Source organism: Nostoc punctiforme PCC 73102 (assembly GCF_000020025.1).
GTDB classification, from domain to species: domain Bacteria; phylum Cyanobacteriota; class Cyanobacteriia; order Cyanobacteriales; family Nostocaceae; genus Nostoc; species Nostoc punctiforme.
Genome location: NC_010628.1, coordinates 5721148 through 5747104, shown reverse-complemented (window position 1 = coordinate 5747104; position 25957 = coordinate 5721148). Strand labels below are relative to the sequence as shown.

General features: G+C 39.7%; 27 protein-coding genes. 10 read left to right on the top strand and 17 right to left on the bottom strand.

Annotation, left to right across the window (positions count from 1 at the left end):
* The first annotated feature begins 3 nt into the window (after positions 1 to 3).
* A complete protein-coding gene (locus NPUN_RS23365; protein ID WP_012410948.1) occupies positions 4 to 564 on the top strand; it encodes a hypothetical protein in 561 nt (186 codons plus the stop codon).
* On the opposite strand, the gene NPUN_RS23360 is transcribed toward NPUN_RS23365, so the two are convergent.
* Together NPUN_RS23360 and NPUN_RS23355 are read right to left on the bottom strand one after the other, a co-directional pair.
* Complete coding sequence (locus NPUN_RS23360) at positions 561 to 1094, bottom strand: hypothetical protein (RefSeq protein ID WP_012410947.1); 534 nt, start codon at positions 1092 to 1094, stop codon at positions 561 to 563. The two genes, NPUN_RS23365 and NPUN_RS23360, sit on opposite strands and share 4 nt — an antisense overlap.
* A 61-nt stretch (positions 1095 to 1155) precedes the next feature.
* The gene (locus NPUN_RS23355; protein WP_012410946.1) at positions 1156 to 1767 is read right to left on the bottom strand and encodes a DedA family protein; all 612 of its coding nucleotides are present in this window, start codon (positions 1765 to 1767) and stop codon (positions 1156 to 1158) included.
* A 150-nt stretch (positions 1768 to 1917) separates the two neighbouring features.
* On the opposite strand from NPUN_RS23355, the gene NPUN_RS23350 reads away from it, so the two are divergent.
* Genes NPUN_RS23350 through NPUN_RS23340 form a run of 3 tightly spaced genes read left to right on the top strand, consistent with a single transcriptional unit; the run spans position 1918 to position 4769 of the window.
* Positions 1918 to 2700, top strand: a complete 783-nt coding sequence (locus tag NPUN_RS23350) for an ABC transporter permease (RefSeq protein ID WP_012410945.1) — start codon at positions 1918 to 1920, stop codon at positions 2698 to 2700.
* A gap of 6 nt (positions 2701 to 2706) precedes the next feature.
* The gene (locus NPUN_RS23345) at positions 2707 to 4020 is read left to right on the top strand and encodes a cytochrome P450 (protein WP_012410944.1); all 1314 of its coding nucleotides are present in this window, start codon (positions 2707 to 2709) and stop codon (positions 4018 to 4020) included.
* Between the two features lie 8 nt (positions 4021 to 4028).
* Positions 4029 to 4769: a hypothetical protein gene (locus NPUN_RS23340; RefSeq protein WP_012410943.1), complete on the top strand. Its 741-nt coding sequence runs from the start codon at positions 4029 to 4031 to the stop codon at positions 4767 to 4769.
* On the opposite strand, the gene urtE is transcribed toward NPUN_RS23340, so the two are convergent.
* From urtE to NPUN_RS37860, 3 genes are all read right to left on the bottom strand, one after another.
* The gene (gene urtE / locus NPUN_RS23335) at positions 4732 to 5430 is read right to left on the bottom strand and encodes an urea ABC transporter ATP-binding subunit UrtE (protein WP_012410942.1); all 699 of its coding nucleotides are present in this window, start codon (positions 5428 to 5430) and stop codon (positions 4732 to 4734) included. The two genes, NPUN_RS23340 and urtE, sit on opposite strands and share 38 nt — an antisense overlap.
* A 32-nt stretch (positions 5431 to 5462) precedes the next feature.
* Complete coding sequence (locus NPUN_RS23330; protein WP_041565580.1) at positions 5463 to 6134, bottom strand: Uma2 family endonuclease; 672 nt, start codon at positions 6132 to 6134, stop codon at positions 5463 to 5465.
* A gap of 83 nt (positions 6135 to 6217) precedes the next feature.
* The gene (locus tag NPUN_RS37860; RefSeq protein ID WP_012410940.1) at positions 6218 to 6487 is read right to left on the bottom strand and encodes a hypothetical protein; all 270 of its coding nucleotides are present in this window, start codon (positions 6485 to 6487) and stop codon (positions 6218 to 6220) included.
* A 132-nt stretch (positions 6488 to 6619) separates the two neighbouring features.
* On the opposite strand from NPUN_RS37860, the gene NPUN_RS23320 reads away from it, so the two are divergent.
* Complete coding sequence (locus NPUN_RS23320; protein WP_012410939.1) at positions 6620 to 7015, top strand: hypothetical protein; 396 nt, start codon at positions 6620 to 6622, stop codon at positions 7013 to 7015.
* A gap of 254 nt (positions 7016 to 7269) precedes the next feature.
* Here NPUN_RS23320 and NPUN_RS37855 read toward each other — a convergent pair whose 3' ends face one another.
* The gene (locus NPUN_RS37855) at positions 7270 to 8838 is read right to left on the bottom strand and encodes a M10 family metallopeptidase (RefSeq protein WP_012410938.1); all 1569 of its coding nucleotides are present in this window, start codon (positions 8836 to 8838) and stop codon (positions 7270 to 7272) included.
* Positions 8839 to 9251: 413 nt separating this feature from the next.
* Here NPUN_RS37855 and NPUN_RS39400 point away from each other — a divergent pair, with 413 nt between their 5' ends.
* A complete protein-coding gene (locus NPUN_RS39400; RefSeq protein ID WP_083782485.1) occupies positions 9252 to 9446 on the top strand; it encodes a Uma2 family endonuclease in 195 nt (64 codons plus the stop codon).
* A 241-nt stretch (positions 9447 to 9687) separates the two neighbouring features.
* Here NPUN_RS39400 and urtD read toward each other — a convergent pair whose 3' ends face one another.
* The 6 genes from urtD to NPUN_RS23285 all read right to left on the bottom strand — a co-directional run bounded on the left by urtD (position 9688) and on the right by NPUN_RS23285 (position 16647).
* Complete coding sequence (gene urtD / locus NPUN_RS23310; protein WP_012410937.1) at positions 9688 to 10434, bottom strand: urea ABC transporter ATP-binding protein UrtD; 747 nt, start codon at positions 10432 to 10434, stop codon at positions 9688 to 9690.
* A complete protein-coding gene (urtC, locus tag NPUN_RS23305) occupies positions 10409 to 11527 on the bottom strand; it encodes an urea ABC transporter permease subunit UrtC (RefSeq protein WP_041565578.1) in 1119 nt (372 codons plus the stop codon). The genes urtD and urtC overlap by 26 nt, the downstream gene beginning before the upstream one ends.
* 31 nt (positions 11528 to 11558) lie before the next feature.
* Positions 11559 to 12719, bottom strand: a complete 1161-nt coding sequence (locus NPUN_RS23300) for an ABC transporter permease subunit (protein ID WP_012410935.1) — start codon at positions 12717 to 12719, stop codon at positions 11559 to 11561.
* Positions 12720 to 13122: 403 nt separating this feature from the next.
* Complete coding sequence (gene urtA, locus NPUN_RS23295) at positions 13123 to 14436, bottom strand: urea ABC transporter substrate-binding protein (RefSeq protein WP_012410934.1); 1314 nt, start codon at positions 14434 to 14436, stop codon at positions 13123 to 13125.
* 313 nt (positions 14437 to 14749) lie between these two features.
* A complete protein-coding gene (locus tag NPUN_RS23290; RefSeq protein ID WP_012410933.1) occupies positions 14750 to 16318 on the bottom strand; it encodes a sodium:solute symporter family transporter in 1569 nt (522 codons plus the stop codon).
* Between the two features lie 53 nt (positions 16319 to 16371).
* A complete protein-coding gene (locus NPUN_RS23285; RefSeq protein ID WP_012410932.1) occupies positions 16372 to 16647 on the bottom strand; it encodes a DUF485 domain-containing protein in 276 nt (91 codons plus the stop codon).
* A gap of 525 nt (positions 16648 to 17172) precedes the next feature.
* Between NPUN_RS23285 and NPUN_RS23280 the strand changes: the two genes are divergently transcribed.
* Positions 17173 to 17772, top strand: coding sequence for a site-2 protease family protein (locus NPUN_RS23280; RefSeq protein WP_012410931.1), 600 nt, complete (start codon positions 17173 to 17175; stop codon positions 17770 to 17772).
* 200 nt (positions 17773 to 17972) lie between these two features.
* On the opposite strand, the gene NPUN_RS43560 is transcribed toward NPUN_RS23280, so the two are convergent.
* The 5 genes from NPUN_RS43560 to NPUN_RS23260 form a co-directional block, all read right to left on the bottom strand.
* Positions 17973 to 18746, bottom strand: a complete 774-nt coding sequence (locus tag NPUN_RS43560) for a hypothetical protein (RefSeq protein WP_012410930.1) — start codon at positions 18744 to 18746, stop codon at positions 17973 to 17975.
* The gene (locus NPUN_RS43555) at positions 18670 to 19287 is read right to left on the bottom strand and encodes a hypothetical protein (protein ID WP_012410929.1); all 618 of its coding nucleotides are present in this window, start codon (positions 19285 to 19287) and stop codon (positions 18670 to 18672) included. The genes NPUN_RS43560 and NPUN_RS43555 overlap by 77 nt, the downstream gene beginning before the upstream one ends.
* A 359-nt stretch (positions 19288 to 19646) precedes the next feature.
* Positions 19647 to 21317: a phosphatidylglycerol lysyltransferase domain-containing protein gene (locus NPUN_RS23270; RefSeq protein WP_012410928.1), complete on the bottom strand. Its 1671-nt coding sequence runs from the start codon at positions 21315 to 21317 to the stop codon at positions 19647 to 19649.
* Between the two features lie 69 nt (positions 21318 to 21386).
* On the bottom strand, positions 21387 to 22295 hold the full coding sequence (locus NPUN_RS23265; RefSeq protein ID WP_012410927.1) for an alpha/beta hydrolase: 909 nt from the start codon (positions 22293 to 22295) through the stop codon (positions 21387 to 21389).
* Positions 22296 to 22431: 136 nt separating this feature from the next.
* Entirely contained in the window at positions 22432 to 23397 is a 966-nt protein-coding gene (locus NPUN_RS23260; protein WP_012410926.1) for an alpha/beta hydrolase, read from the bottom strand.
* Between the two features lie 137 nt (positions 23398 to 23534).
* On the opposite strand from NPUN_RS23260, the gene NPUN_RS23255 reads away from it, so the two are divergent.
* The 3 genes from NPUN_RS23255 to NPUN_RS23245 all read left to right on the top strand — a co-directional run bounded on the left by NPUN_RS23255 (position 23535) and on the right by NPUN_RS23245 (position 25895).
* Positions 23535 to 24488 carry a lysylphosphatidylglycerol synthase domain-containing protein gene (locus tag NPUN_RS23255; RefSeq protein WP_012410925.1) on the top strand — a complete coding sequence of 318 codons (954 nt, stop codon included), beginning with the start codon at positions 23535 to 23537 and terminating at the stop codon, positions 24486 to 24488.
* 265 nt (positions 24489 to 24753) lie between these two features.
* The gene (locus tag NPUN_RS23250) at positions 24754 to 25146 is read left to right on the top strand and encodes an agenet domain-containing protein (RefSeq protein ID WP_012410924.1); all 393 of its coding nucleotides are present in this window, start codon (positions 24754 to 24756) and stop codon (positions 25144 to 25146) included.
* Between the two features lie 308 nt (positions 25147 to 25454).
* The gene (locus tag NPUN_RS23245) at positions 25455 to 25895 is read left to right on the top strand and encodes a hypothetical protein (RefSeq protein WP_041566373.1); all 441 of its coding nucleotides are present in this window, start codon (positions 25455 to 25457) and stop codon (positions 25893 to 25895) included.
* The last annotated feature ends 62 nt before the right edge of the window (positions 25896 to 25957 follow it).

The following is a 25957-nucleotide window of genomic DNA, read 5'->3' as shown; positions in this document are numbered from 1 at the left end:
AAGATGATTTCAAGCATCAGTTATATCAGTGCTGTATGTGGCGTATTTGTATTAGTCAGCGTTAGCAGCTTTCACAAGTCAGCGATAGCTACTATAAATAACCAGTCCCAACTAATAGCACAAAGCCAGGGTAAAACCCAGATACACCCAGTTTTTAAATCTATTTTGCCTAAATTAAAGCAAAAGACTCAAATTCGGATTCTGTTGCCGAAGTTTATTCCTGAATCAGATGGGGAAAATCCAATTTACGCGATTATAGAAGCTGCTACACAAAAAAACTACGAGATTTTACTCGGTTTCAGTCCTGATTGTAGCAGTGGAACTGCTTGTCGTCTGGGTGTAATTTCTGCTGAAGCAGTAACCCGCAAAACCCCCCGCCTGAATGGTAAAGCTGTATCTTTAGCTAAGGGAATTACTGGCTATTTTGTGGATTTTACTTGTGGTGCTAATTGCTCAGATGCTACCTTGACTTGGAGACAACAGGGTGTGCAATATGTTGTTGGGTTGAAAGCAGGCGATCGCACTTCTTTGATAAAAATGGCTAATTCTGCGATTAATCCTTAACTAAGATCGGAGTTTGATTCTACTTCCCAGCGAAACAGCCGTGGTAATTGAGACACATCTATAACGTAGTTAACAATCCACAACACTAATTCAAAAATCAATAAATATTGTACCCATACCAACTCACTTTTTGAATCTAAAAGTGTCAAACCTTCGTATAATTGCCAGAAGCGGTAAGGCAAGTATATATAAGGAACCATTACCCACACTACATTTTGCAACTGCCTGAGTGTTACTATCTCAGAGATAATTTGCAACCCTAATATAATAAAATACCAACCAAGTACAGTCAACACAGTGCGATCGCCCCACCATACACCCCACAATAGCATCACTACTAAGGGCAGCAATCCTCCTAGCAGTTGCACTGAGCCAAACCAGATTTTATACCAACCGGGAAATGGTAAAGGTAGAGTATAAGGCTTTGTGTGTTTCCACCCCCAGTTCACAACCACAATAAAAAGTGTGGCAATTACAAAAAAGAGGAGATTTTCTATTAATAGATAGAGGTTAATATTTAAGTAAGTCATGTCGCTTGGTTCCAAATTCAAAATTAATTTATTCCAATCTCCATAAATTACGCAAAATATTTTAATTTTTATTTGCTTGATTTTCTTGTATTACATGAATCATTGATGGCACTAAAGAAACAACTATAATTAATCCAATAATTGGTAACAAATACTTATCTACCTGTTCAGGTGGCAGAGATTTTCCTAAGAAAAATCCTAATAGGGTAATGCCAAATGTCCAAAGAAAGCCACCAATTAAGTTGTAAGACATAAATGTTCGGTAATGCATCGCACCAAGTCCAGCCACAATCGGCGCAAAAGTGCGAATAATCGGTGTAAACCTGGCCAAAACTAGTGTTTTTTTCCCATGTTTTTCATAAAAATCCTGGGTTTTTACCAAGTGTTTTTTATGAAACAACCATGAATCTTCTTTCTGAAATAATTTTCTGCCAAATTTATGTCCTGTAGCGTAGCCAACATTATCACCAAGGACTGCACAAACAAAAGCACCAAAAATCAGAACCCAAATGTTAAACCCTGATTTTGGAAGAGATGCGAGGAATCCAGCAGTAAATAGCAAACTATCTCCTGGCAGAAAAAAACCAATTAGCAAGCCAGATTCAGCAAAGATAATTGCCCATACCCCAAAGTAGCCAATTTTTGTAATTAGGTCTGGTAAATTTAAATGCATTAGAATTTTTTAGTTTTCAACAATATATCCACCACATCTTAACGTTTAGCAATTTTCCTGAATAAAAAGTAATATTAAATTTACGTAAAGTTCTTGTGTAATCTTAGAAATTTTAGTGACAGATGGCACATTTTGGATTATGGGTGCAAGATGCAAAGATATTTGAAAGTACTAAGACTATTTTGGGGTGCTGCGATCGCATCTGAGTTAGAGTATCGGATTAATTTTCTCGTCGCTACCCTCACCAGCTTGGGAAATCTTGCGGGTAGCCTCTTTGGATTATTCTTGTTTTACCGCACTGGCTATACTTTTAGTGGCTGGTCATGGGAAGCAGCTTTAGTAGTTTTAGGAATTTTTACCTTACTACAAGGATTTTCTGCGACTTTTTTAGCGTCTAACTTGAATCGCATTGTCCGTCATGTTCAAGAAGGCACTTTGGACTTTATATTATTAAAACCTATCCGCAGTCAGTTTTGGCTTTCCACTCATACCCTTTCACCTTGGGGACTGCCGGATCTAATTTTTGGTAGTATTATCATTGGCTATGCAGGTAAACGCCTTGGTGTAGGGATAAACGGCTATCTACTTGGTGTGCTGCCGTTATTGTTCAGCTTTGTGATTTTATACAGCCTGTGGTTTATGCTGGGTTCAATGAGTATCTGGTTCGTCAAAATATACAACGTTACTGAAGTGTTGCGTGGTTTATTGGAAGCTGGACGATATCCCATCGCTGCATATCCCACTGCTTACCGTTTTTTCTTTACCTTTGTGATGCCAGTAGCTTTTTTAACTACAGTACCAGCCCAAGCGCTGTTGGGTCGGAGTGAAATTAGCTGGTTGATAGGTGCGGTAATATTAGCAATAGCCTTGTTTTTTGCTTCTACTTGGTTTTGGCGGTTTGCGTTGCGGTTTTATACTAGTGCTTCGAGCTAGAGAGATATGAAAACTAATCAAATTCCTCCTGGAAGCTTTGGTTTGCCTGTATTAGGTGAAACACTCTCCTTTGTTTTCGACCGCGATTTTGCCAAAAAGCGCTATCACCAATATGGGCCCATCTTCAAAACCCATCTTCTTGGCAGACCGACTGTAGTAATGGCAGGTCCGGAGGCATTAGAGTTCGTTTTGTCAAGCCATATCGAGAATTTTTCTTGGCGCGAGGGATGGCCTGATAATTTCAAGACATTACTGGGTGAATCGCTTTTTCTCCAAGATGGAGAGGAACACCGCAGAAACCGCCGCTTGATGATGCCGGCATTACATGGCCCAGCATTGGCGAGTTATTTCTCCACAATGGAAGATATTACGCGCAGCTATCTCCAAAAGTGGGAGAAAAAACAGGAGTTTACTTGGTTCCAAGAGTTTAAACAGCTGACATTTGATATTGCTAGTCAATTATTTTTGGGTACACGTCCTGGGCCGGAATGTGTGCGCCTTAGCCAGTTATTTACAACTTTGACGAATGGACTGTTGGCTATTAATCCGTTGCCTCTACCATTTACTACATTTGGTAAAGCTATAGCCGCGCGTAATGAAATTTTAGAGCATCTCACTCAAGTTGTCAGAGAACGTCAGCAAAACCCAACTCAAGATACCATCAGCCTGTTAATCAAAGCTAAGGATGAAGATGGTAATAGTTTAAGTGAAAAAGAAATCATTGCCCAAGCGGTGCTGTTACTCTTCGCTGGACATGAAACTACTACTTCGATGCTTACTTGGTTGTGTACAGAGTTAGCCTGTCATCCAGAAGTACTTGAAAAAGCTAGAGTTGAACAATTACAACTTGCAAGTCAAGGCGATTTGGATTTAGAACAATTGGGGAAAATGCCCTATTTAGAGCAGGTTTTGTGGGAAGTTGAAAGATTGCATCAACCTGTCGGCGGTGGGTTTCGTGGTGTGATTAAAGACTTTGAATTGAATGGTTATCACGTACCTACTGGTTGGCAGTTATACTACTCAATTGGAGTTACTCACCAAATTGAAGAAATATATTCTGAGCCAGAACTCTTTGACCCAGACCGTTTTAGTCCTCAACGGCAAGAACACAAAAAATATCCTTTTAGTTTAGTTGGTTTTGGCGGTGGTCCACGCATTTGTATTGGCATAGCTTTTGCCAAAATGGAAATGAAGATAGTTGCTGCTCATCTTCTACGTAGTTATCATTGGGAGATATTACCCAATCAAAGTTTAGAAGTCGTTGCTGTTCCCACTAATCGCCCTAAAGATGGGTTACGGGTTAGATTTCAACCTCGGTGAAATGTTTTATGGTATCCCAAGTAGACATACATTTGCCTAACGGAGTTTTGCAACGTTTACAAAATGTGAAAGATTTTGTGGGTGAGAATGTTAACTCTTTAAGTAACTCAGCACAACAAGTTGGGGAGTCTTTGAAGGCAACAGCAACTACAACGACTGATAAAGCAATTGATACAGTTACGACAAGCTTAGAACAAACTTGGCAAACTGCTGATAAATTTAAAACTACAACATCGGGCGCAGTTAAAGATGTAATGGCATCTTCTGTAAGTGATTGGCTGACACAACACCCGATATTTTTTAGGTTAGTTCAAATACTAGGTTGGGCAACTAATCACCCGATTATTAGTATAGTGATTTTTTTGTTTGCACTTGCTCTCGTCTGGAGCATTATCAAAGCAATTGTCCGCTTGATTGAAACAGCTAGTTGGTCAATACTCCAAGTTCCGTTAAAATTGCTTCAGGCTTTGATTAAAGTTAGTTTTTTATCCTTAACTAAAGTCGGCAGTTTTGCTGTTCAACAATTTACGGCTACTAAAACAACTGATAATCTGCCAGCTTTGTTACCTGAAAATTTTCAACCAAATAAAAAACAACGATTAGTAGAAATTTCTCATCGCTTAGAAGCAATTCAAAAGGAACAAAATGAGCTTTTACAAGAAGCCGCAGATTTGATTGCTTCTGACACTGTTGATATAGAAATCTCAAAAATTAAACAGCTAAAAAGCGCTGAATCACATCTTGGCTGAGTTCGGCTGTGGAACCGGAGGCGACAATACCACCTTTTTGCATGGCGTAATAATAATCAGCCTGACGGACAAAGTGTAAATGTTGCTCTACCAATAAAACCGAAATGCCTGTGGTTTCGACAATGCGACGGACTGCGGCTTCAATTTCGAGGATGATTGAGGGTTGAATACCTTCGGTGGGTTCATCCAAGACGAGTAATTGAGGTTCTCCCATTAAAGCACGTGCGATCGCTAATTGTTGCTGCTGTCCCCCACTCAAATCACCACCCATCCGTGAAAGCATGGTTTTTAACACCGGGAATAAGCTAAAAACTTCCTCTGGAATTTCTGCTTTTTTTACTGGTTTGCGTCTAGCTTCCAACCCCAGCATCAGATTTTCTTTGACTGTCAAACGGGGGATAATCTCTCGCCCTTGGGGGACATAACCAATTCCTAATTTTGCTCTTTGGTCTGGGGATTTGGAGTTAATTAATTCTTCAGCTAAGTTAATAGTACCGCTACGGGGTTTGAGTAAACCCATGATGGTTTTGAGTAGGGTAGTTTTACCTACACCATTGCGTCCGATTAGGCAGACCATTTGCCCAGATGGTACGCTTAAATCTACGTTGCGGAGAATGTGGCTTTCGCCGTAATAAACGTTGAGGTTAGAGATTTTAAGCATAAATAAAATTCCGTTTGTATTAAAACCGAAACTTACAAAGCAGAATCAAAAATTTGTTGTGCTGTCAAATTGAGTTGGGGGAATAAAGGCGATACAACAAAATTATTTTCTCTAAACACAGTCATTTGATAATCTCCCTCAACTAATTCGCAAATTGTAATAGTTTTTTGTTTAGGATTACCAGTAAATCTTTTGCCACCGATCGCAGCATAGTCTACAATCCAATACTCAGGAATCCCCATCTCTTCGTAATCCCTGAACTTGTCATAGTAGTCGTCTCGCCAGTTGGTGCTAACCCTTACGGGTTCGTCAGTTGCTTCAACGCGGGGAACCCGCGCAACGCACTGACTCACAACTTCAACAGCTAGTGGGATAGATGCAGCTTGAATAACGGTTGATTGCTTGCTCCACAAAGGTTCATTCACGAGATTGTCATGGTTTAATAGCAAAATGTCAGGAGAATAGGTTGAGTTATTGCTCTGAATTTTGACAAAGGCAGTTTTGGGGATACAAAACGGAAGCCCCATTTGCAAGAACTGGAGGGTTATTTGTGCCGCCAAAAATCCAACAACATTTTCGTGTTCACCACTTGGGGGTGGCATTTCTACAATGACTCCTTTATGTAGTTCATATCGCGCCCCGTTTGAGGGGTACCACTCGATAAATTGTTCAAAGGTTACTAACTTGGGTAGGGTTTGAGTCATAGTACTACCTCCACATATATTTGACTTTACCATCGCTGCCCCTGGATTGTGCCGCAAGATAATAGATATACCAGTAAACTTTATTAGAATACTGAAGCCATTTCTCCCAAGTCTGTAGCGACTACTCCCAAGTCTGTAGCGACTACTCTCAAGTCTGTAGTGACTACTCTCAAGTCTGTAGTGACTACTCTCAAGTCTGTAGTGACTACTCTCAAGTCTGTAACGACTACTCTCAAGCCTGTAACGACTACTCTCAAGTCTGTAACGACTACTTCTAAGTCTGTAACGACTACTCCCAAGCCTGTAACGACTACTCTCGTGTTTCCTACCTTTTGCCTCTTGCCTTCGTACATGAGTAATTATATACCGGGATATTACTGGTATAAGCTAAAAATTTTGCGAGCAGAAATTGCGATTTATGCTGAACCGAAATCAGGCTTAATTGAGGCAAGCTAGCTCTAGAAGTATCTTAAAAGAGCAAATTTATGTCTCGTCAAAAACGTACATCCCGCGTTTTAGAAAAAGCTGAATTAAGAGCATCTGGGATGAAATCGATTATTCCCAGCATTAAATTTGAAGAAGATTATACTTTAGAAAAACTGATTGATTCAATCGAACAGTTACGTAATAAAATTGATGTTCATAATAGCGCTCTGGCTATAGTTGACTCTACTTTAACAGAAGTTGAAGAAATGGAAAAAAACTTGAAACAGCTTTCTGAGAAAATGTTAATGGTGGTTGCTATCAAGTACGGCAAAGACAGCGCTGAATATGAAATGGCGGGTGGTGTTCGTAATAGCGATCGCCTCCGCAAAATCAGGTCAACCCGCTTAAAAAATCTTGCAGAACAAGCATCAGATAAAAATGGGAAACCTGCATAGAAAACGAAGTAATTTGACATTTGAGATTTTGGATTGAACAATCTAAAATCTCAAATCCCGGATTTCTCACCACATCTCGGTTAAGCCTGCGCTTGAGCGCTTGAGCAGAGGAGAGTTTAATGTGCCTTGTTCTTTCCCCTCTGCCCCTCAAGCTTGTGAGAAATGCGGGAAATGCGTTTCTACCTCTGGATTCGCTAGGCGAGCATCAATCAAAATTGGCGTGCAGATTTTATTAAAATATTGAAGTTAAGTAACTATGCTTGCACGATAAAGTCACTGGCTGCCAAAGTTGGCTCATTAGAAAGAGTAGCAAATAGACCACCACTGCCGAAGCCGACCGCCGTACCATTTTGGTTGTAATACAAAGACCCATTTGTAGAATTGTAAACAATCTTAGCGTTCAGTAATTCTCCAGTCAGTGGGATACCTAGAATATCAAGACCCGCAATTGCAAAATCATTGGCAGCCAAGCTATTACCTGAAGTAGAAGAGAGTACGGTAAAGGTAGTCCTATCAAGTACAATTTTGTCGCCTTGGGAGCGATTGAAGTCGCTGATGGTATCTTGACCGACATCAGCCCTAGCAAATGCACCTTCTGTATCGTAAAGAAAACGGTCGGCACCCGTACCACCAAGAAGAACGTCATTGCCAGCGCCACCGATAAGAACATCATTGCCAGTACCACCAGTTAAGCGATCGCTGCCAGCACGACCAATTAATCTGTCGTTGCCATTGCCACCATTGATGGTATCACTGCCAGCACCACCGTCAATAGTATCATTACCATCATTGCCAACTAAACTATTGCTAAATTCATTACCTATAATTTGATCGTTAAAATTAGAGCCAGTAGCGTTTTCAATCACCACGCTGTTAGCAATGGTAAATCCTCCAAAAATGCCCTTGGCGGAAGACACATAACCACCAGCACCTGCGCCGTCTTGAGCAGTATTCAGGGAGGCATCATTGAGATCGATCGTCACATCCGATTGTGCGCTAATGCCATTAATTGTATCAACCCCACCAGCATCCCAAATACAGGAATAACTAGTACCAGATTGGTTGACACTAGGCAAGTAGTATGTATCGTTACCAGTTTTGTAGCTATTATTTGGGCCGTAGAGATACTGAATAGCAGCAATATCAAACGCCATAGGTGTGCTTTCAAGTCCGTAGCCCAGTTTCTCTTGGTTACCATTCTGACTGTAAAACCCAGAATTATAGGACATAGTAGTGTAAATACCCTGGTTCAAGCCCAAGTTTCCTAAACTTCTAAAAGGTGAAGTAACCCCTGGGTAAATTGGCGAACCTCCTCCATTATCGTGAGGGTGAGCCAGCCCTAATCCATGTCCTAGTTCATGAATTAAAACGGCAAAGTTAAGGGTACCTGGAGCCCCAGCAACATTTCCACCCAATGCTTCTCGATTAAAATAACCTATTCCCTGTCCATTTTCTCCAGGAGGGCTGAACTCTCCGAATAGGTAATCGCCCAAATCAGCATTATTTAGGTTATAGAAGCCCAGAGTAGCAGATTCTTTATTATCCCCAGCATCTACAAATTGAATATTAGCAACTGCTGCCCAAGCATCTAGAGCTTTTATTAAGGAATCTTTTCCTTCAGGAAACCAGTCATTGGGGTTTGTGGCTTTGTTCTTGTAGGGATCATCAAAACTTGCGGCTGTTGAGTTCCAGAAAGAGTAATCAATCCTTGTTACCGATGAACCTGAAGAAGAATAATACTTCCCGCCCCAGAGAATTCCATCAATGTAAACATTGTTTGTCAAAGGCTTTTGAGCAACAGGCAAAGTAGTAGTGCGAGCCATAGTTAATTGTTTTTGGACTTTAATTTTAGGTAGTCAGAAAAGGCTGAGAGGATGTTTTTTAAATACTTAGTCGTCAAGTAATTGAAGAACTTCTTAGCAACCTAGTATCAAGTTACAACACATCAGTAAAGTATTTAATAGCTGGTAAAAAACATCCTACTTTTCCCATCTTTCCTACCTTTAAGCAAAAAAATTGTAGGTTGGGGAGCCACTGCGTTGCGCGGGCTCCCCGCGTTGTAGCAAGTCGCGTTGGAGGCTTTGCGTAACCCAACATCTTGATATATGTTGGGTTGCGCTCCGCTCCACCCAACCTACGTCTACAGTTTTCACACTTTTGTATAATATGGAATTATTCAACACTTAGGCGAGGACAGATAACCTTATAATATTTCCAGTGGTAGTCTGTGTAGGGTATAGAAGGCAAAGCAAACAGCATTCGTGATTATCGCTACAAGCGGACAGAGTATGCTGCTAGGGAAATATTAGAGTATTGGATTGTTGACCCACAGATACAACAAATTACTATTTGTCAGTGGGTGGAGGGACAGTATGAAGATAAGGTATTTACAGGTGCAACTTGCATGGAATCAGTAGTAATTGCTGATTGAGCGCTAACAGTAGAGCAGGTGTTTAACAGCGCAAATCGACCAGAATTACTAGGGAAATAAAAAATGCAATCGCGCAGCTTAATGAAGTTATCGCGTTTTCAATACCGTTCGGTTAAGGTTTTTTGATGGTATATAAATCACAAAGACGCGATAAATCGCCATCTCTACAATAATTAATCTTTTGTAGAGACGGCGATTCATCGCGTCTCTTGCTTTAACCGAATAGTATTGATCGCGTTTTTCATTCTTCCTGTTTTCCTAAATAAACCTCAATCACACGAGAGTCATTCTGCACTTCCTCAAAATTACCTTCACACAGCACAGAACCTTCATGTAACACTGTTACTTTCTTAGCAATTTGACGCACAAATTCCATATCATGTTCAATTACTAAAATTGAATGACTTTGTGCTAATGCTAAAAGTAATTCGCCGATGTTATAGGTTTCTTCATCGGTTAAACCCGCAACAGGTTCATCAACGAGTAATAAATCAGGTGACTGTGCTACTAACATCCCAATTTCTAAACGTTGCTTTTCTCCGTGAGAAAGTAAAGCTGCTCTAATATCTGCTTTCGCAGTTAAACCGATGGTTTCTAATAATCCTTTAACATTATTCTTTTCAACAGTATTAGAATGTTCAAACAAAGTAGAAAAGACATTTTTCTTCTTGTTGATAGTAATTTCTAAATTTTCGCGTGGCGTTAAATTTAAGTAAATTCGAGGTGTTTGGAACTTGCGCCCAATTCCCAATCGGGCAATTTTATATTCAGGTAAAGAACGCAGATTTCTTCCTTTGAATAAAACTCGCCCAACAGTTGGTTGCACTTTCCCCGTAATTACATCCAGAAACGTTGTCTTTCCCGCACCATTGGGGCCAATTACTACTCGTAATTCACCCACATCCATACTAAAGTTAAGCTGGTTTAAAGCCTTAAAACCATCAAAACTAACAGTTACGTTTTCAGTTTCCAATATTTTCGCGTTCATGTTGCACTTCAGGGTCTTCTTCCAAGGTGGGATATGTAGAAATTTCTTGACGGCGGTTGAAAAGAGAAATATTCTGGCTACGCAACCATCCCACGATACCGTCAGGAAGCACTGTGACGACTATCAAAAATAATGCGCCTTGGAAAAATAGCCAGATTTCAGCAAATTGTTCACTTAAAAAAGTGCGGGCATAATTGACTAACAAAGTTCCGACAATCGCGCCAATTAAAGTAGCGCGTCCGCCTACCGCTACCCAAATCACCATTTCAATCGAAAAGGCAATATCCATTGCTCTAGGTGAGACTGAACCACTTTGAATGGTGTAGAATGCTCCTGCTATACCTGCGATCGCACCTGAAACTGCAAACACCAACACCTTAAAATCTGTAGGGTCGTAGCCAGAAAATCTTACCCGACTTTCATCATCACGAATCGCTATCAATAATCTGCCAAAGCGTCCAGTTGTCAACCAGCGACAAATCCCGTAAGTTGCTGCAAGAAACACTACCGTTAGGGTGTAGAAAACAAACTGCGTTTTGGCATCACTGACCGTTGCCCCAAACAAAGTTGTAAAATCTATCAGCCCGTTCGTACCGTTGAAGAATTGTTGTTGACCGTTAAAGAAGTTGAAAAATACAATAGTTCCCGCTTGAGTCAAAATAGAAAAATAAACTCCCTTGAGGCGATTTCGGAAAACTAAATATCCCAACAATCCCGCCAATAACCCTGGAATTATTACCACCAAAGCTATTGTCAAAGGAAAAGAATAAAAAGGTTTCCAAAAAGCGGGAAGTTCCGTAACTCCATAAAGTCCCATAAAATCAGGCAATTCACCAGTAGGGACTTGCAGTTTTAGGTACATTGCGATCGCATATCCACCCAAACCAAAGAAGATACCATGTCCCAAACTCAATAAACCAGTATACCCCCAAATCAAATCGATACCCAAAGCCACAATCGCCAGTGACAAAAATCGCCCCAACAAATTCAAGCGAAACTCCGAAAGCACCAGTGGCATAACAATTATAAGGAAGAGTGCGATCGCAACCACCACCCCCACCTCAATTAATAACCCTCCTCCCTTCTTCCTCATTCTCTGCGTCCTCTGCGTCTCTGCGGTTCGTTTAAACATCAACAGTACGTCCCTTCTGCGGAAAAATCCCCCCAGGCTTCCACTGTAAAAACACAATAATCAGCGCAAACACCATCACCTTAGCCATACTCGTCGTGGCAAAAAAAGTAAACAAATCAGCCAAAGGCTTTACAGGAGTAAACAACAAAGCCAGAGTCCCAGAACCAATTAAAAAATTAGCCGTCCCAATACCCAAAGCCGCCACAATCGTCCCGGCTAAATTCCCCACACCCCCAACCACAACCACCATAAAAGTATCAATAATATAGTTTTGTCCCGTATTTGGCCCTACAGAACCGAGTAAACTAATCGCACATCCAGCCACACCAGCTAAACCAGAACCCAGTGCAAAAGTAATTGCATCCACCTTTTGAGTTGGGATACCCAAACAAGCACTCATACTTCGGTTTTGCGTCACAGCCCGAATTCTTAAACCCCAGCTAGAACGCTGTAAAAATAAATAAATTCCCGACACACAGATTATTGTTAAAGCAATAATAAATAACCTAGCAAAGGGAAATTGCACACCACCCAAAGATATCCCCGCTTGTAACCAAGTAGGCGCTGTTACATCCACATTTTGAGCGCCAAACCAAGGTTGAGTCACTGCTAGCTGATAAGTTTGGCTCAATAAATTGCCTGTTGTGATTGTCACTCCCAGCGATAGTAAAAATATTACCGCTACAATCCAGTTACGAACTCTTCCCAAATCAGTGCGGGAATTTAAAATCCATAAACCTCCAAAAAATAACAAAGAAAATATCGCAATACTAATTATCAATACCCAATTCACACTGCGAACAAACTGTTGAAAAATCAAACTTACTCCCCAAGTTGCCAACAGAGTTTCTAATGGTCTTCCATAGAGATAACGAATCACACCTTTTTCTAGAATTAATCCCACAGCAGCCGTGAAAATAAAAGCGATAATCAAAGCCAAAAATATATAGACTTCAAACCACACTCCACCTAATTGCTTACAGACATTTTGCACAACAAATGTTGTATAAGCCCCAAACATCATCAACTCGCCATGTGCCATATTGATGACACCCATCAATCCAAAAATAATTGCTAATCCTAATGCAGCAATTAATAATACAGCACCAATACTAATTCCATTGAATACAGCTTCTAAAAATCCTGCTAACACTTTTTTCCTCACATACTAATTTGTAATTATGTTTAGGGTGTGTTACAGCGCAAGTGACTAAACATAGCGACAATAAATATTTTTACCGTAACGTACCGATATAAGAGGATGTTTTAAAAGTTATGATTGATGTATAAAATATTTTTACCCCACCCTAACCCTCCCCTTATAAAGGGGAGGGAACTAGATTATTTTCCGGTTTCCCCCCTTTACAAGCGATGCTCTGAGCTTGTCGAAGGGGGGGGGGAATTAAGGGGGGTAATCATTCTATTAAAATCACAGCCAACCACTTTGAAAACATCCTCTAAATGGTGCGTTGCACTTCGCTATAACGCACCCTACAAAATTAAGATTGATTAATTAGTAATTAGTAAATTTTTACTAATTACTAATTACTAATTATTTAAACTTTCTTGTACTTACCACCCTTCGCTGGGTCAGTCCAATCACAAGCAAACCCTTTAGTCTCTTTTACAAATTGATTCCAAGGAACTGGCTCAACTGGTGCAGGAGTAGCATAGACAATATCAAACAAACCATCTTGTCTAACTTGACCAATCCGCACAATTTTAGAGATGTGATGATTGGCATCCATTGTCACTTTACCTTCAGGCGCATCTAGAGTTTGCCCATAAGCCGCAGTCCGCACTTTCTCTAAATCAGTAGTCTCAGCTTTTTCTACTGCTTGCTTCCACAAATAAACTGCAATATATGATGCTTCCATTGGATCGTTAGTCACGCGATCTTCACCATACTCTTTCTTGAAAGCGGCAACAAACTTTTTGTTAGCAGGTGTGTCTACTGTTTGGAAATAGTTCCAAGCTGCATAGTGACCTTTGAGATACTCTACACCAATTGCTTTGACTTCTTCTTCAGCAATACTGACAGACATAGAGGGATATTTATCTGGTGTCAATCCAGCCCCTTTTAATTGTTTAAAGAAAGCGACATTACTATCACCATTCAGGGTGTTATAAATCACGCCACCATTGGGCAAATTTTGTTTGATTTTCGTAATGATAGGCGTAACTTCTGTATTGCCAAGAGGTAAATAATCTTCACCAACTGTTTTTCCGCCTAAAGCTTCTAATTGCGCTTTAATAATTGTGTTAGCAGTGCGGGGAAAAACGTAATCAGAGCCAACTAAGAAGAATTCTTTGCCCTTATTTTTTAACAGCCAATCAACAGATGGTTCAATTTGTTGATTTGGTGCTGCACCAGTATAGAAAATATTTTTAGAACACTCTTGCCCTTCATACTGTACAGGATACCAGAGCATGTGATTTTTGCTTTCGAATACCGGCTTGACATTCTTACGGCTAGCAGAAGTCCAACAACCAAAAACTACAGCAACTTTATCTTGATCGATTAGCTTAGTTGCCTTTTCTCTAAAAGTATCCCAGTTAGAAGCACCATCTTCAGTAATTGCTTCAATTTGTTTACCTAAGACACCACCAGCAGCATTAATTTCTTTGATTGCTAATTTTTCAGCATCAACAACGCTTTTTTCACTGATAGACATCGTACCACTCAGAGAGTGCAAAATACCTACTTTGATGGTGTTACCAGCAGTAGCAGCAGCTGGAGTTGCAGTAGGAGGTGCAACTGTCTCTGTAGTGGTTGGGGAATTATTCGCACAAGCTTTGATAAAAAAGCTGCTTCCGAAAGTTAGAGAACCGTAGATCAAAAACTTACGTCTGTTAAATTGTCTTCTCATAATCTTTATGAATTTTCCTCTTGATGAATCAACTAACTTAATAGAAAGCTGACAATATCAAACTTTAAAGTGTGATGATAGTGCGATAGTTTACTAGTAAAAAGTTATCTTGGATACCAAACGCCTGATTTTTGTTACAAAAAAATAACTTTACAATATTAATATTTGTAATGAGTAATACCCAATGACAAAATCGGCGTTGCTGAATTCAGGTATGAAAATAATTTTGCGTGATTTTAAAACCCTTGTAGAGACGTTGCATTGCAACGTCTCTACACCAAGATTCATATATCTAATCAGCAACGCGACAAAATCACATCCCAGAGCCTATGTGGATGCGATCTTCTACTTCCGCAAATTTTTCTTGTGCCTGCTGCTCAGTAGTCAATAGTGAAACAACAATCGCCACAATAAACGCTAGGGGAATAGTAATTAATCCCGGATTTTTCAGTGGGAAAGGTGCAGAAGCGTGCTTGAGAATTGTCACCTGAATAGTAGGTGATAAATAAATCAGCAGTAACGAGGAGAAAGTACCGACTAACATACTTGCAACTGCCCCGCTAGTGGTAAAGCGTCGCCAAAGCATTGATAGTAGTAACGCTGGAAAGTTGGCACTAGCTGCGATCGCAAATGCTAAACCCACCATATAAGCGACGTTTTGCCCTTTAAACAAGATACCTAAAAATATCGCCACTAACCCCAAAATCATTGTCGCACCGCGAGCTACCTTCAGTTGTTCTGACTCGTCAGCATGACCAGAACGCACCACATTCACCCACAAATCATGAGACAGTGCAGCCGCTCCTGAAAGTGTCAAACCTGCTACAACCGCCAAAATCGTTGCAAAGGAAACAGCAGAAATAAAGCCTAAGAAAGCATCACCACCGAGAAATTCTGCCAACATCGGTGCAGCCATGTTACCACCAGTCCCAATTTGCTTGATGGCATCTTGCCCTACTAGCACCATCGCTCCAAAGCCCAGGATGAAGGTAAGGAGATAAAAAACGCCAATAATAGCCGTAGCATAAGTAACAGAGACCCGTGCTGCTTTAGCGTCCGGTACTGTGTAAAAACGCATCAGGATGTGGGGTAATCCGGCAGTGCCGAACATCAATGACATTCCCAATGAGATGGCATCAAAGGGATCGGAAACCTGTTTACCTGGAGCTAATACACCTGTATATTTATCTGCGGCCGCAGCGAAAAGAGCAAGTGGGTTAAAACCAAATCGTGCCAATACCAAAATAGCTAGCAAGATGGTTCCGCCGAGCAACAGAACTGCTTTAATAATTTGCACCCAAGTGGTGGCAATCATCCCACCAAAAATCACATAAGCCATCATTACACAACCGACGATGACCACGGCTAACTCATAATCAAAGCCAAACAGTAGCTTAATTAGCTCCCCAGCCCCTACCATCTGGGCAATTAAGTAAAAGCTAATTACTGCTAACGTTCCAATGGCAGATGCGATGCGTACAGGTTTTTGCTGTAAGCGATAAGCCACCACATCGGCAAAGGTGTATTTGCCTAAGTTACGTAGTGGTTCCGCAATCAAAAACATCACAATTGGCCAGCCTACCAGGAAGCCAATAGAATAAATTAAGCCGTCAAAGCCGTTGAGTGCTACCAGTCCAGCAATACCTAAAAAGCTAGCTGCACTCATAAAGTCTCCTGCTAGGGCTAGCCCATTTTGGAAACCACTGATTTTGCCGCCGGCTGTATAGAAGTGGGCGGTATTTTTGGTCAGCTTTGCCGCCCAATAGGTAATGCCTAGAGAACTTACAACAAAGAGAAAGAAGAAAGCGATCGCCAACGGGTTAAACTTACCAAGACTGGTAATATCCGCCGCTAATGGCAGATCCAACCACACACTATTCATGCTTTTTTGGTTTAGTATTTTGGATTTTGGACTAGAAATTGCTAATAGCTAATTTACTTGCGTGTCAGCCTGGCGATTTGATCGTCGTAACTGCTATTTGCCCAACGCACGTAGATAAAAATTAATACCCATGCTGAGACAATTACCAGCGCCCCTAGTAAAATTCCCAGGCTTAGGCCAGGAGCTACTAATGACCCCAATAGGGGCTTATTGAATGCGATTAGCAAGATAAAGCCAAAGTAAATAAACATCATGGCTCCACTGAGAATCAGGGATACGCGCCAACGTTCAGCCGCGATAGCCTGGAGAGCCTTTGTGCGATCGTTCATTGTCTTCCTTTAGGTTGAGAAGATTAGGTCAGATTGTCTCATTGAAGTTGATATATGCATAATTTTCTTAAAGATTATTAGTAAATCTATTGCTATTTCAGGTAATAAAATTAACTTTGCAAAGTGAGGTACCAAAATCACAAGGCAATAGCGGCTATGTTTTGAGCCAGAGACACATAAAACTATGAGATGCAGTTAGACACAAGTAAAGCTGAATCTATGTGTAATTTGTAAATTTATTTAATTTAAGTATTTTATTATACAATCGTTTTTTGCTTTGGGTATATGTAAGTTTTTTATATACTAAATTAAAATAAATACGTAGTTGTTACCAGGTTTTAAAATTCTTGAAGTGTTATGAGATATTTTTTAAGCTATCAAATCAACTGAGATTAATAAAATTAGTAAATTTTCATTTATAGAATATACCAAAAATTACCGTAGCAACTTAAGTAATTCCCTTACTAAAATTTATACTAGAGACTTATTATTATGCAGACGTGCGTTGCCAAAATTTAGTAAATTATGTTTATCCAAACACTCATCACAGAGCCGATTCATTTTTTCAGAATCGTTGTAATTGTCATATTTTCTATCACTTTACATGAACTTGCTCACGGTTGGGCTGCTATGAGTCAGGGAGATAACACTCCCCAACAAACTGGTCATCTTACGCTTAATCCTGTAGTTCACATGGGTAAAGAATCAATCATCTTTCTCTGCCTCATGGGTATAGCTTGGGGACAAATGCCTGTCAACCCCTCTAAGTTTCGCTCTGGTAAACTAGGCAATATTTTGGTATCCGCAGCAGGCCCATTGTCGAATCTGGCATTAGGTATTCTATTTACTGTATTGCTCAAACTTTTTAATGTTTCAGGACTGTTGAGCGTCGAATTTCTTTATCTAGCGGCTCGGATTAATTTTACATTATTTCTATTTAATCTGCTGCCAATTCCACCACTGGATGGCTTTCATGTTTTCAGTGAGATTTTTCCTCAGCTAAAGCCATTGCAATATACTCAATTTGGACTCTTTGCCATGATGCTTCTGTTCATAATCCCAGGTTTTGGGAGAGGAATTGGTGGCATTGCTGATTTATTTATCCGGTCAGCATTGAGCATGTAGACGGCAACTTTTTAGGCAACACTATTGTAATGAGCCCTTCGTCTGCAAGTCCAATTTCTTCCGCAATACGTCCAAACTCTAGCTGTATTTTGGGAAACCCATAATTATAATTTCTATAGCAATCCTAAATAAAAGTGCATAAACAAGATCCCCGACTTCTTAGAGAAGTCGGGGATCTTTGGGTTATTGATATATGCAATCTAATTGTCTATACCGACAGAAATAAGTTTGCTGTAATATTCAGTTTTAGCGTAGATGCTGATAATACTATCATCTACTGCAAAAAAAGTGCCTTCTTGCTCATTTTTAGAAAATTGCAAATTTGGATATTTAGCAGCAGCTTCTTCAGCAGTCATGGTTTTTGCTTTTATTTGAGCTGGCAATACTCCAGTACAACCAATGTAAAATACCAAAGGAGAAATCTTATCCTGGTAGATATTTTCTACATATTTCTCTAGCTTGGTATTCGCTGCCATCAAAGCTGCAACCATTTCTTCTTTGCTGATTTGCTTACCAGTGTGTTTCTCGTGAAATAACTGCGCCAAACAATCAGCACCAACTTTCTTGAGAATATCTACAACTATGCCATTTTGATCAAGTCCAAGAAAATCATCGAAAATAGGTTTCATAAACTCGTCAACTTTCGTAATCTTGGTACGTGATGACAGTAACCTGTGCCTAACAGCGAGATTTTCATTAAATACCATCTCAAAATTCGGCTTCATGATAATTTCTCCAGTTTCTTTATCATAAAGACGATACATTCTATTCAGAAATTTATTGGCAGAAGGGAACTTACTCAAGTTCAGAATATCTTGACTGCCGATGTCGATTTTATAGCTCAATCTAGAATCAAGAGTACCATTAACTAAAGCTTCCCGGATATTCGTGTATTCATTAGTTGTAGGGAAATTGATGTAAGTATTTTTGGACAGATAGTACTTTAATTTCCGCAATTTGATTAAATAATCCATCAATACTACTACTGTAACGACTATCAGAAGAAACAAGCGGTAAGTTATCTAGCTGGATAGTATATTCAGCATGAAAGTCAAAATTTTCTGCATCTAACACACCCTTTTCTTTAAGCCAATCAAAAGCTTTTTTACTACTAATTTTGACTTGTAAAGACTTTATATTGATTTTACCGTCACTTACAATCGTGTAGTTATTAAAGCTATTGAGGTCATTTACCAGCAAACCTGCTACCTCAAAAGTAGGGGTTTTATCTTCAGATTTGGTAAGTTTGACTTTACGTTTGATAAGCATATTGATAGTAGCGGTATTGCGGTTAAATTGAAACTCGCCCATACCAGCATACTCAGCATTATCTATATATTCTGTTTGCAACCAAGGTTGTAAGAGTTCCCCTTTTTCGTCTCTCACACCTCTAACCCGCTTGATACCTGTTCTTTGATAATTTTCTTGCAGATGCTTGATATTAATGATGATATTGTTGCGATATTCTGCAAAAAATTTGATGAGTTCTGGCAGAGAAATTTGACTATTTCTCATATTTTCACCTTCCGTATAAAGGTCAATAAGTCTGTTAAAGCCACGGTTTCTAATAAGTTCTTCCAACCGTGAAAACTTGAAGGACAAACACACAATAAATTGATGTCAAATAAAGACAAGGAGATTTTGCCCCTCGTTCAAGGTAAGGGAAATTTTGGCCTCAGTGTACTAACTACTATGGGGATTCAGTTATGACAAACTTTGGACATTTCCTGTCAGACTTAACGTTACATACTCACCGGAGATTCGTTCTTTTATAGTACAATTGTATCATAAAAATGTCAATTTGTGCAGACGAGTCGATCGTAGATATCGCCCTAGAATGAGGTGTTATGAGGTTAATGCCAGAATAGATGCCTTTAGGCTCCGGGTTTGAAATAATCAAAAAGGCGATCGCCTGAATCTGCGCGAATCAATGCTACAACTACATCTGGTAAGGCAGCTAAACTGGGGTAAACCAAATAACGCGGTTCCCAACTGGGGCGGAACTTGTCTTTGTAGGCGTGTAGCCCCTTGAAGTTGTAGAAGCGATTCAAATGCTCGTAAAGATAGTGCAAGACTCTCTCTAAGCGGCGTGATTCTGGGTTGTCTCCAACTCCCGCAAGGGCAGAAAGACCGAAATTAAAGCTGTCGTAACCACACTCTTTAAAATGCTGAAGCAGAGAAATAAATAGAAAGTCCATCGTCCCATTCTCAAGAGATGAGCGATGTCGCATCATGTCAATAGTTGCTTCGTTAAGTTGATATTCCCGGAGAACGTTGGCAAAGGCGCTGATGTTACCTTCGGGAGTATGCACCACAGCAATCTCGCACTCTCGCAGATAAGCTTCGTCAAACCAACCCAAAGAAAATTGTTTTTCTGAACCTTGTACCATCTTTAGCCATTCATCACTCACAGGTTTGAGGAGGTGCAACAAAGTATCAGCAATGGGTGGTTGGTAAAACTCGATTTGGTATCCCAGTTTAGTTAAACGATTTATTGATGGTCTAAAGTTTTTACCGGCTTTACCTTGTAATGTAAAACTTTTTAGGTCAACGATCGCTTCTTCTCCAATCTTGAGTACCTTAAATCCCAATGATTTGTAAAGCTCAACATCATCAGGCAAAGTTTGGTAAAAGCCCGGATACCAGTCATTGCGCTGGCAAAACTGCCAGAAAGCAACAATTGTCTCTTGGCGGTCTTCAATGGGGCCGATGGGATCTCCTAATGCGATCGCACCCCTGCCTTTGGGAACATAAGCTATTACACTATTACCAGTAGGGCTAAAATAATAACTCTTGTCATTTAAGAGTGCGATCGCTGCTAAAGAAGAATGTCCATATTGCTCGACAATTTCTTTAGCTCTTTGGCGCTCTTTTGGCGTTGCTAGATTACGCCAAAATACAGGTTGCAATAACATTACTATTGCATAGGTAATAGTAACTGCGGCAATAATATAGATCGAATTAGCAAAAAATTCTCCAAATCGGCTCTTTGGTTGCAGTCCCCAATTATCCTCAGTGAAGAACATCGCTAAAGTCTGAAGTACAGCTTCACCCCAATTAAAATTTTCAGAAAATTTGCCGTCTAATAAGTAAAATCCGATAGTTCCGTATGCCAGGGTAAATAGTAAAGCACCTATCAGCACTCTAACTCCGCGTGCAATTGAAGGACGATCTGATTGTGCCGTGAAAAAATGGCGCATCAAGATTAATTGCACCAGTAAAACTCCAGAGAGGAGACTTTCTTCATAGTCCAATCCCTTGAGCAAATGGCTGAAAATGGAAATTACTAGTAAAGCAATGGTTAATAACCAGGCAATTCTTTTTCTGCGTAATAAATTAGTAGCAAGTGCAAGTAAAACAAACCCAGTCAGCGCTGCAAATATATGACCCGTGGCACGAATTTCAAATGGCAAAAATTCCTTTAACCAGTGATTCCGCCCATACAAGTTAGGGGTCACTGCTGACAACAAATTCACTACTCCCACTAAACCAGTCAGGAAAGCTGCACTCCAAAGTCCAATCTGAGTTTTTAAATTATTAGTCATTTGTTATTAGTCATTTGTCATTTGTCATTTGTCATTAGTTTTGGTGTTAAAACTCTTAACTCTTAACTCCTAACTTTTAACTCCTAACTTTTTAAATTGTTCCCCTACATACGAGAGCGAATCTTTAATGTGTTTGTGGAAGTAGTTCCAGCCTATGTCAGCACCAGACAAACCGTGACCTCCTGGAAACGCATAAAATACGTGAGCAATGCCTAATTTATTTAAGGTTTCGTTGAAGGCTTTGGTAGAAGCCAATAAATTAGTATCATTTAAACCTGCATCCAAGTAAATATGCAATCGCTTCCTATCTTGAAGCGGTAGCTGTTGCACAATTTGTTGAGGACTATTTTGTGAACCGCTATTATCGGTAAAGTAACCGCTATGGCTAAACAGAATGTGGAAGTTGTTAAGATAGCGTAACCCTATATTAAATGCTCCCCATCCCCCAGAAGATAGACCTCCCAGCGCCCAAAACTGAGGTTCTTCTAAAGTGCGGTAGCGAGACTTGATAACTTGCACTAATTCAGAACCAATTAAAGTCCCTATTTTGCCATTCGGGCCATCAAAGTAATCAGGATCGTAAAAAGGACTGGAACCACGATTATCATTACCATCAGGTGTAATCACAATTGATGGTGGTAATTTTCCATTTTGATAAAGTTCATGTAGTACATCTAAGACTGCATACTTATCAGCATAAGCACGAGCATCATCATGACCACCGTGCAATAAGAATATCACCGGGTAGCGCTTTTGCTGATTTTTATCATAATCAGGCGGCAAAATCACGCCATACTTGCGGACTGCACCCATCGCTTGCGAGTTGAAGGTTGCTAATTGAAACTTTAGCCCAGTCTTTGCCACTCTTTGGGGTGGGTCTAGTTGCGGCGCACCTAAGATAAATACATAATAATAACCAGCAGTAGTGAGAAGTGCGATCGCTCCTAGCAAACTAATTAACAATTTAGAAATTTTCATATTTTTTATAGTTAGAAAAATCACCTCCGTCCGAACTTACTATAGTGAATCTGCTTAAGAATGGCAGTAGAGTTTTCCACAGTGATATTTAAATATCAACGGATTTACAAAATAGTATTATTTATCCTGGCGATCGCTAAGGGTTTTTATTATTCACACCCACATTACGAGCCATACTTGCCATTTCAGCAGATTTAAATTGTTCGCCCACAAACGTCAAAGAATCGGCTAAATGTTCCCGCCAGTATTGCCAAGTGTGGCTGCCAGGAAATTGACGAAATAAATTATAAATTTTGAGGTTATTTAGTACTTGAGAGAAATTTTTAGCTTCATCGATTTCTTCAATATCTGCTTTGCCTGAATCTAAGTAAATTCGCAATCTTTTTGTAGTTGGTGTGGGAATGCTTTTGATATAAATTATCGGGCTATTTGTTGGGCCGCTTTTATCTTTAAAATAACCACTATGACTAAATAAAATTGAGAAATGATTCACATTATGTAACCCGACATTCATTGCACCCCAAGCACCAGAAGATAAACCACCTATTGCCCAAAAATCTGGATTAGTTACTGTACGATAACGACTTTGCACGACTTTTACTAACTCATCACCCACGGCTGTGGAGACTTTACCGTTAGGGCCATCAATATATTCGGGATCTCGGTAGGGACTAGAGCCACGTTTGTCGTTGCCATCTGGTGTGATAATAATGCTAGGTGGTAGCTTACCTGTAGCATAAAGTTGTTCCACAGTCTTGAGAGCTTGTCCCTTGCCTTGAATAAACCAATCACTGGGATTACCATGTCCACCGTGGAGGAGAAAGATTACAGGATATCTTTGTTTTGGGTTTTGTTCATAGCCAGGGGGTAAAGAAACGCCATAAGTGCGATTTGCACCCATTAATTGACTATCGTAGGTTTCAATTTTGTAGGTTAAGTGAGTAGCTGAGTCGCCAGTATTAGACTTGGTTGGAAGAACGGAAAGCGTTGTTTTTAAATCTTGCTGTAGAGGTGGTTTTGCTACGACATTTTGGGATAAATTACAGCTAACTAGGGTTAATACTGAAACTAGCAAGAGAATTTTTGGTTGTTTGTAGTTCATCTTTGCAGGGCATTGGACAGTCTGTGCTGGCAACCATTAAGTTTACGGAAGTAAGTTGTCAATGTTGTGTCAACAGGATGGAAACTTTGCGACTTGTTGTAAGTTAAAAGTCATAAGTTAGGATAAGTTTCTTCACGATGCTTAAAAAACTGCAATTGAATTTCAGCACACTGTTTGGCTTGTCGCTGCTGGCGCTTTCCATGTGGGCGATCGCTAACGAACTGCATGAGTATAATTATCGTGATATCCTCAACTCTCTAGCTGCTATTCCCAAAAGTCGCTTAAGCTGGGCGATTTGGCTGACAGCCTTGGGCTATCTAGTGATGATTGGGTACGATATTTTGGGTTTTAGTTACATTAATCGTTCCCTAAACTGGAACAAAATTGCTTTAACCAGTTTTATTAGCTCTGCGTTTAGTAATACTATAGGTTTTGCTTTGCTGACTGGCAGTGCTATCCGTTATCGATTTTATGCTAGTTGGGGAGTGTCAGCAGTTGCGATCGCACAAGTAATTGCTTTCGCCAATTTTACTTTTTGGCTGGGGATGTTTGCGGTTGCAGGTTGCTTATTCCTCATCAATCCCCTCAAAATTCCTACTCAGCTACATTTACCTTTTGCGACTGTGCATCCCATCGGCGTGATTTTTCTCCTATTAGTCGCTGGTTATTTGCTAGGAAGTATTTTTATTAAACAACCTTTAATAATTCGTGGGCAAGAATTTCGATTTCCTGATTTTAAGATATCCCTGATTCAGATAGCAATTTCTGGTCTTGATTGGATTTTGGCAGCAGCAATTCTTTATGCTGTGCTTCCTAGTAATATATCTTTGTCTTATCTGGATTTTTTGGGTATCTATTTGTTAGCGATGTTTGCAGGTGTTGTTAGTAATGTACCCGGTGGTTTGGGTGTATTTGAAACTATAATTTTGCTGATTCTCTCATCCCAAATTTCGGCCGCGGCAATTTTGGGGTCAATGTTAGCTTATCGGGGAGTCTACTATTTCTTACCTTTGCTAGTAGCATCGGGTTTGCTAGGAATTTATGAAATTAGATTTAGAACCCGTAATTTTAAAAATATCAACAAACTGTAAAATTCAGTTTAAGTATGAATACTAATAATTAATTAGATCCCCGACTTCTTGAAGAAGTCGGGGATCTGAGCCTTTCGACTAAGTAAAATTTATAAATGCTATTAAGTTTAAATGCGATATCTTCATAACTAGCAACGAAAATTCATAATTTTTGCTGAGGCGATCGCTAATTTAATTCCATCAAAATAGTAACAGGTGGTTGGAAGTTTTGAATTAGATTTCTATAAATCATCAAAGTTCCGTTTTACTGTTTGAGGATAGAATCATGAAAAATAAAGTATTGTTTGGTGCCATCTTCATGGCAACTTGGGTAGGGACATTGATTCCCGGTGCTTTAGCTGCTTCACCCTGTTCTGTGGGACAAAAGGCTGAGGTTCTTTGGAAGGAAAAATGGTATCCAGCAACGGTACTTAAGGTTAATAATAATGATAATTGCTATATTACTTATGAAGGTTATGATAGTTCTTGGAATGAATGGGTTGGTGCTGAACGCTTCCGAGCATCATTTGAAGTTGGAGATGCAGTGAGAATTTTGTGGAAACGTAAATGGTATAAAGGGCAGGTTTTAGAAGTTAGTAACGATCTTTATAAAATTACTTATGATGGCTATGATAGCTCTTGGGATGAGTGGGTTGAACCTTCGAGAGTAAGCAGATAGAGTATATTTCACTATTTATAAGTTGAGAGGGGCGATTTCACCGATAGAAGTCGTCCCTTAATTTTTTTATAATTTCTTCTACTATTGGTTCTCCATTACCTTTTTAGAGACTGTAGACTTAAAAAACATAAGAGGATGTTTTCGAAGTCCTGAAAGATATAATTTTGCTATTATGCACTGGGTTAAATAGATAACAGCAAAATAAAATCTTTAGTCATATACTGAGATGTTTCACGTTGCTAACTATGAGTATAAAAGATTCTTTTAAAACATCCTCTAAACAAAATCTCTTATATTTTGGCAAAGTTATGGAGCCAGTATCACTGACAGCAGCTGCGATCGCAACTTTGGTAATCACTAAGGCTATAGAAAAAACCGTAGAGAAGATAACCGAAAGTACTTTAGACAAGTTGAAACTGCTACGCCAAAAAATTTGGGATCAGTTCAAGGGTAAACCGAAAGTACAAGAAGCCTTAACAAAGGCTGAACAAGGTTCTAAGGAAGATTTAAACTTTGTTGCAGCTTACCTACAGGTCGAAATGGACAGCTATCCCCAATTTGGCGAAGAAGTTCAAAGCCTTGCTAAAGAAATTCACCAGGAAATTAATATTGACAAAGTTCAAGGTAAAAATGTCCAGAATGTTTACGGTGGCCAAGGTTTTCAAAGTATTGATAGTAAAGCTCCCACCTTTCAAGGCGTAGACAATAGCCTAATTACTATCAATTACCATCAGAATTCTCCTGATTGACTACAGTCGCTCGAACGGGAACGGGCAAAGTCAAATCCCTCTACTGAAATACCGCCAAATTT

Bases quoted from the DNA above. Each gene is read 5' to 3' on its own strand.
- NPUN_RS23365 (WP_012410948.1), top strand. From the start codon at position 4: ATGATTTCAAGCATCAGTTATATCAGTGCTGTATGTGGCGTATTTGTA.
- NPUN_RS23360 (WP_012410947.1), bottom strand. From the start codon at position 1,094: ATGACTTACTTAAATATTAACCTCTATCTATTAATAGAAAATCTCCTC.
- NPUN_RS23355 (WP_012410946.1), bottom strand. From the start codon at position 1,767: ATGCATTTAAATTTACCAGACCTAATTACAAAAATTGGCTACTTTGGG.
- NPUN_RS23350 (WP_012410945.1), top strand. From the start codon at position 1,918: ATGCAAAGATATTTGAAAGTACTAAGACTATTTTGGGGTGCTGCGATC.
- NPUN_RS23345 (WP_012410944.1), top strand. From the start codon at position 2,707: ATGAAAACTAATCAAATTCCTCCTGGAAGCTTTGGTTTGCCTGTATTA.
- NPUN_RS23340 (WP_012410943.1), top strand. From the start codon at position 4,029: ATGGTATCCCAAGTAGACATACATTTGCCTAACGGAGTTTTGCAACGT.
- urtE (WP_012410942.1), bottom strand. From the start codon at position 5,430: ATGCTTAAAATCTCTAACCTCAACGTTTATTACGGCGAAAGCCACATT.
- NPUN_RS23330 (WP_041565580.1), bottom strand. From the start codon at position 6,134: ATGACTCAAACCCTACCCAAGTTAGTAACCTTTGAACAATTTATCGAG.
- NPUN_RS37860 (WP_012410940.1), bottom strand. From the start codon at position 6,487: ATGTACGAAGGCAAGAGGCAAAAGGTAGGAAACACGAGAGTAGTCGTT.
- NPUN_RS23320 (WP_012410939.1), top strand. From the start codon at position 6,620: ATGTCTCGTCAAAAACGTACATCCCGCGTTTTAGAAAAAGCTGAATTA.
- NPUN_RS37855 (WP_012410938.1), bottom strand. From the start codon at position 8,838: ATGGCTCGCACTACTACTTTGCCTGTTGCTCAAAAGCCTTTGACAAAC.
- urtD (WP_012410937.1), bottom strand. From the start codon at position 10,434: ATGAACGCGAAAATATTGGAAACTGAAAACGTAACTGTTAGTTTTGAT.
- urtC (WP_041565578.1), bottom strand. From the start codon at position 11,527: ATGAGGAAGAAGGGAGGAGGGTTATTAATTGAGGTGGGGGTGGTGGTT.
- urtA (WP_012410934.1), bottom strand. From the start codon at position 14,436: ATGAGAAGACAATTTAACAGACGTAAGTTTTTGATCTACGGTTCTCTA.
- NPUN_RS23290 (WP_012410933.1), bottom strand. From the start codon at position 16,318: ATGAATAGTGTGTGGTTGGATCTGCCATTAGCGGCGGATATTACCAGT.
- NPUN_RS23285 (WP_012410932.1), bottom strand. From the start codon at position 16,647: ATGAACGATCGCACAAAGGCTCTCCAGGCTATCGCGGCTGAACGTTGG.
- NPUN_RS23280 (WP_012410931.1), top strand. From the start codon at position 17,173: ATGTTTATCCAAACACTCATCACAGAGCCGATTCATTTTTTCAGAATC.
- NPUN_RS43560 (WP_012410930.1), bottom strand. From the start codon at position 18,746: ATGGATTATTTAATCAAATTGCGGAAATTAAAGTACTATCTGTCCAAA.
- NPUN_RS43555 (WP_012410929.1), bottom strand. From the start codon at position 19,287: ATGAGAAATAGTCAAATTTCTCTGCCAGAACTCATCAAATTTTTTGCA.
- NPUN_RS23270 (WP_012410928.1), bottom strand. From the start codon at position 21,317: ATGACTAATAATTTAAAAACTCAGATTGGACTTTGGAGTGCAGCTTTC.
- NPUN_RS23265 (WP_012410927.1), bottom strand. From the start codon at position 22,295: ATGAAAATTTCTAAATTGTTAATTAGTTTGCTAGGAGCGATCGCACTT.
- NPUN_RS23260 (WP_012410926.1), bottom strand. From the start codon at position 23,397: ATGAACTACAAACAACCAAAAATTCTCTTGCTAGTTTCAGTATTAACC.
- NPUN_RS23255 (WP_012410925.1), top strand. From the start codon at position 23,535: ATGCTTAAAAAACTGCAATTGAATTTCAGCACACTGTTTGGCTTGTCG.
- NPUN_RS23250 (WP_012410924.1), top strand. From the start codon at position 24,754: ATGAAAAATAAAGTATTGTTTGGTGCCATCTTCATGGCAACTTGGGTA.
- NPUN_RS23245 (WP_041566373.1), top strand. From the start codon at position 25,455: ATGGAGCCAGTATCACTGACAGCAGCTGCGATCGCAACTTTGGTAATC.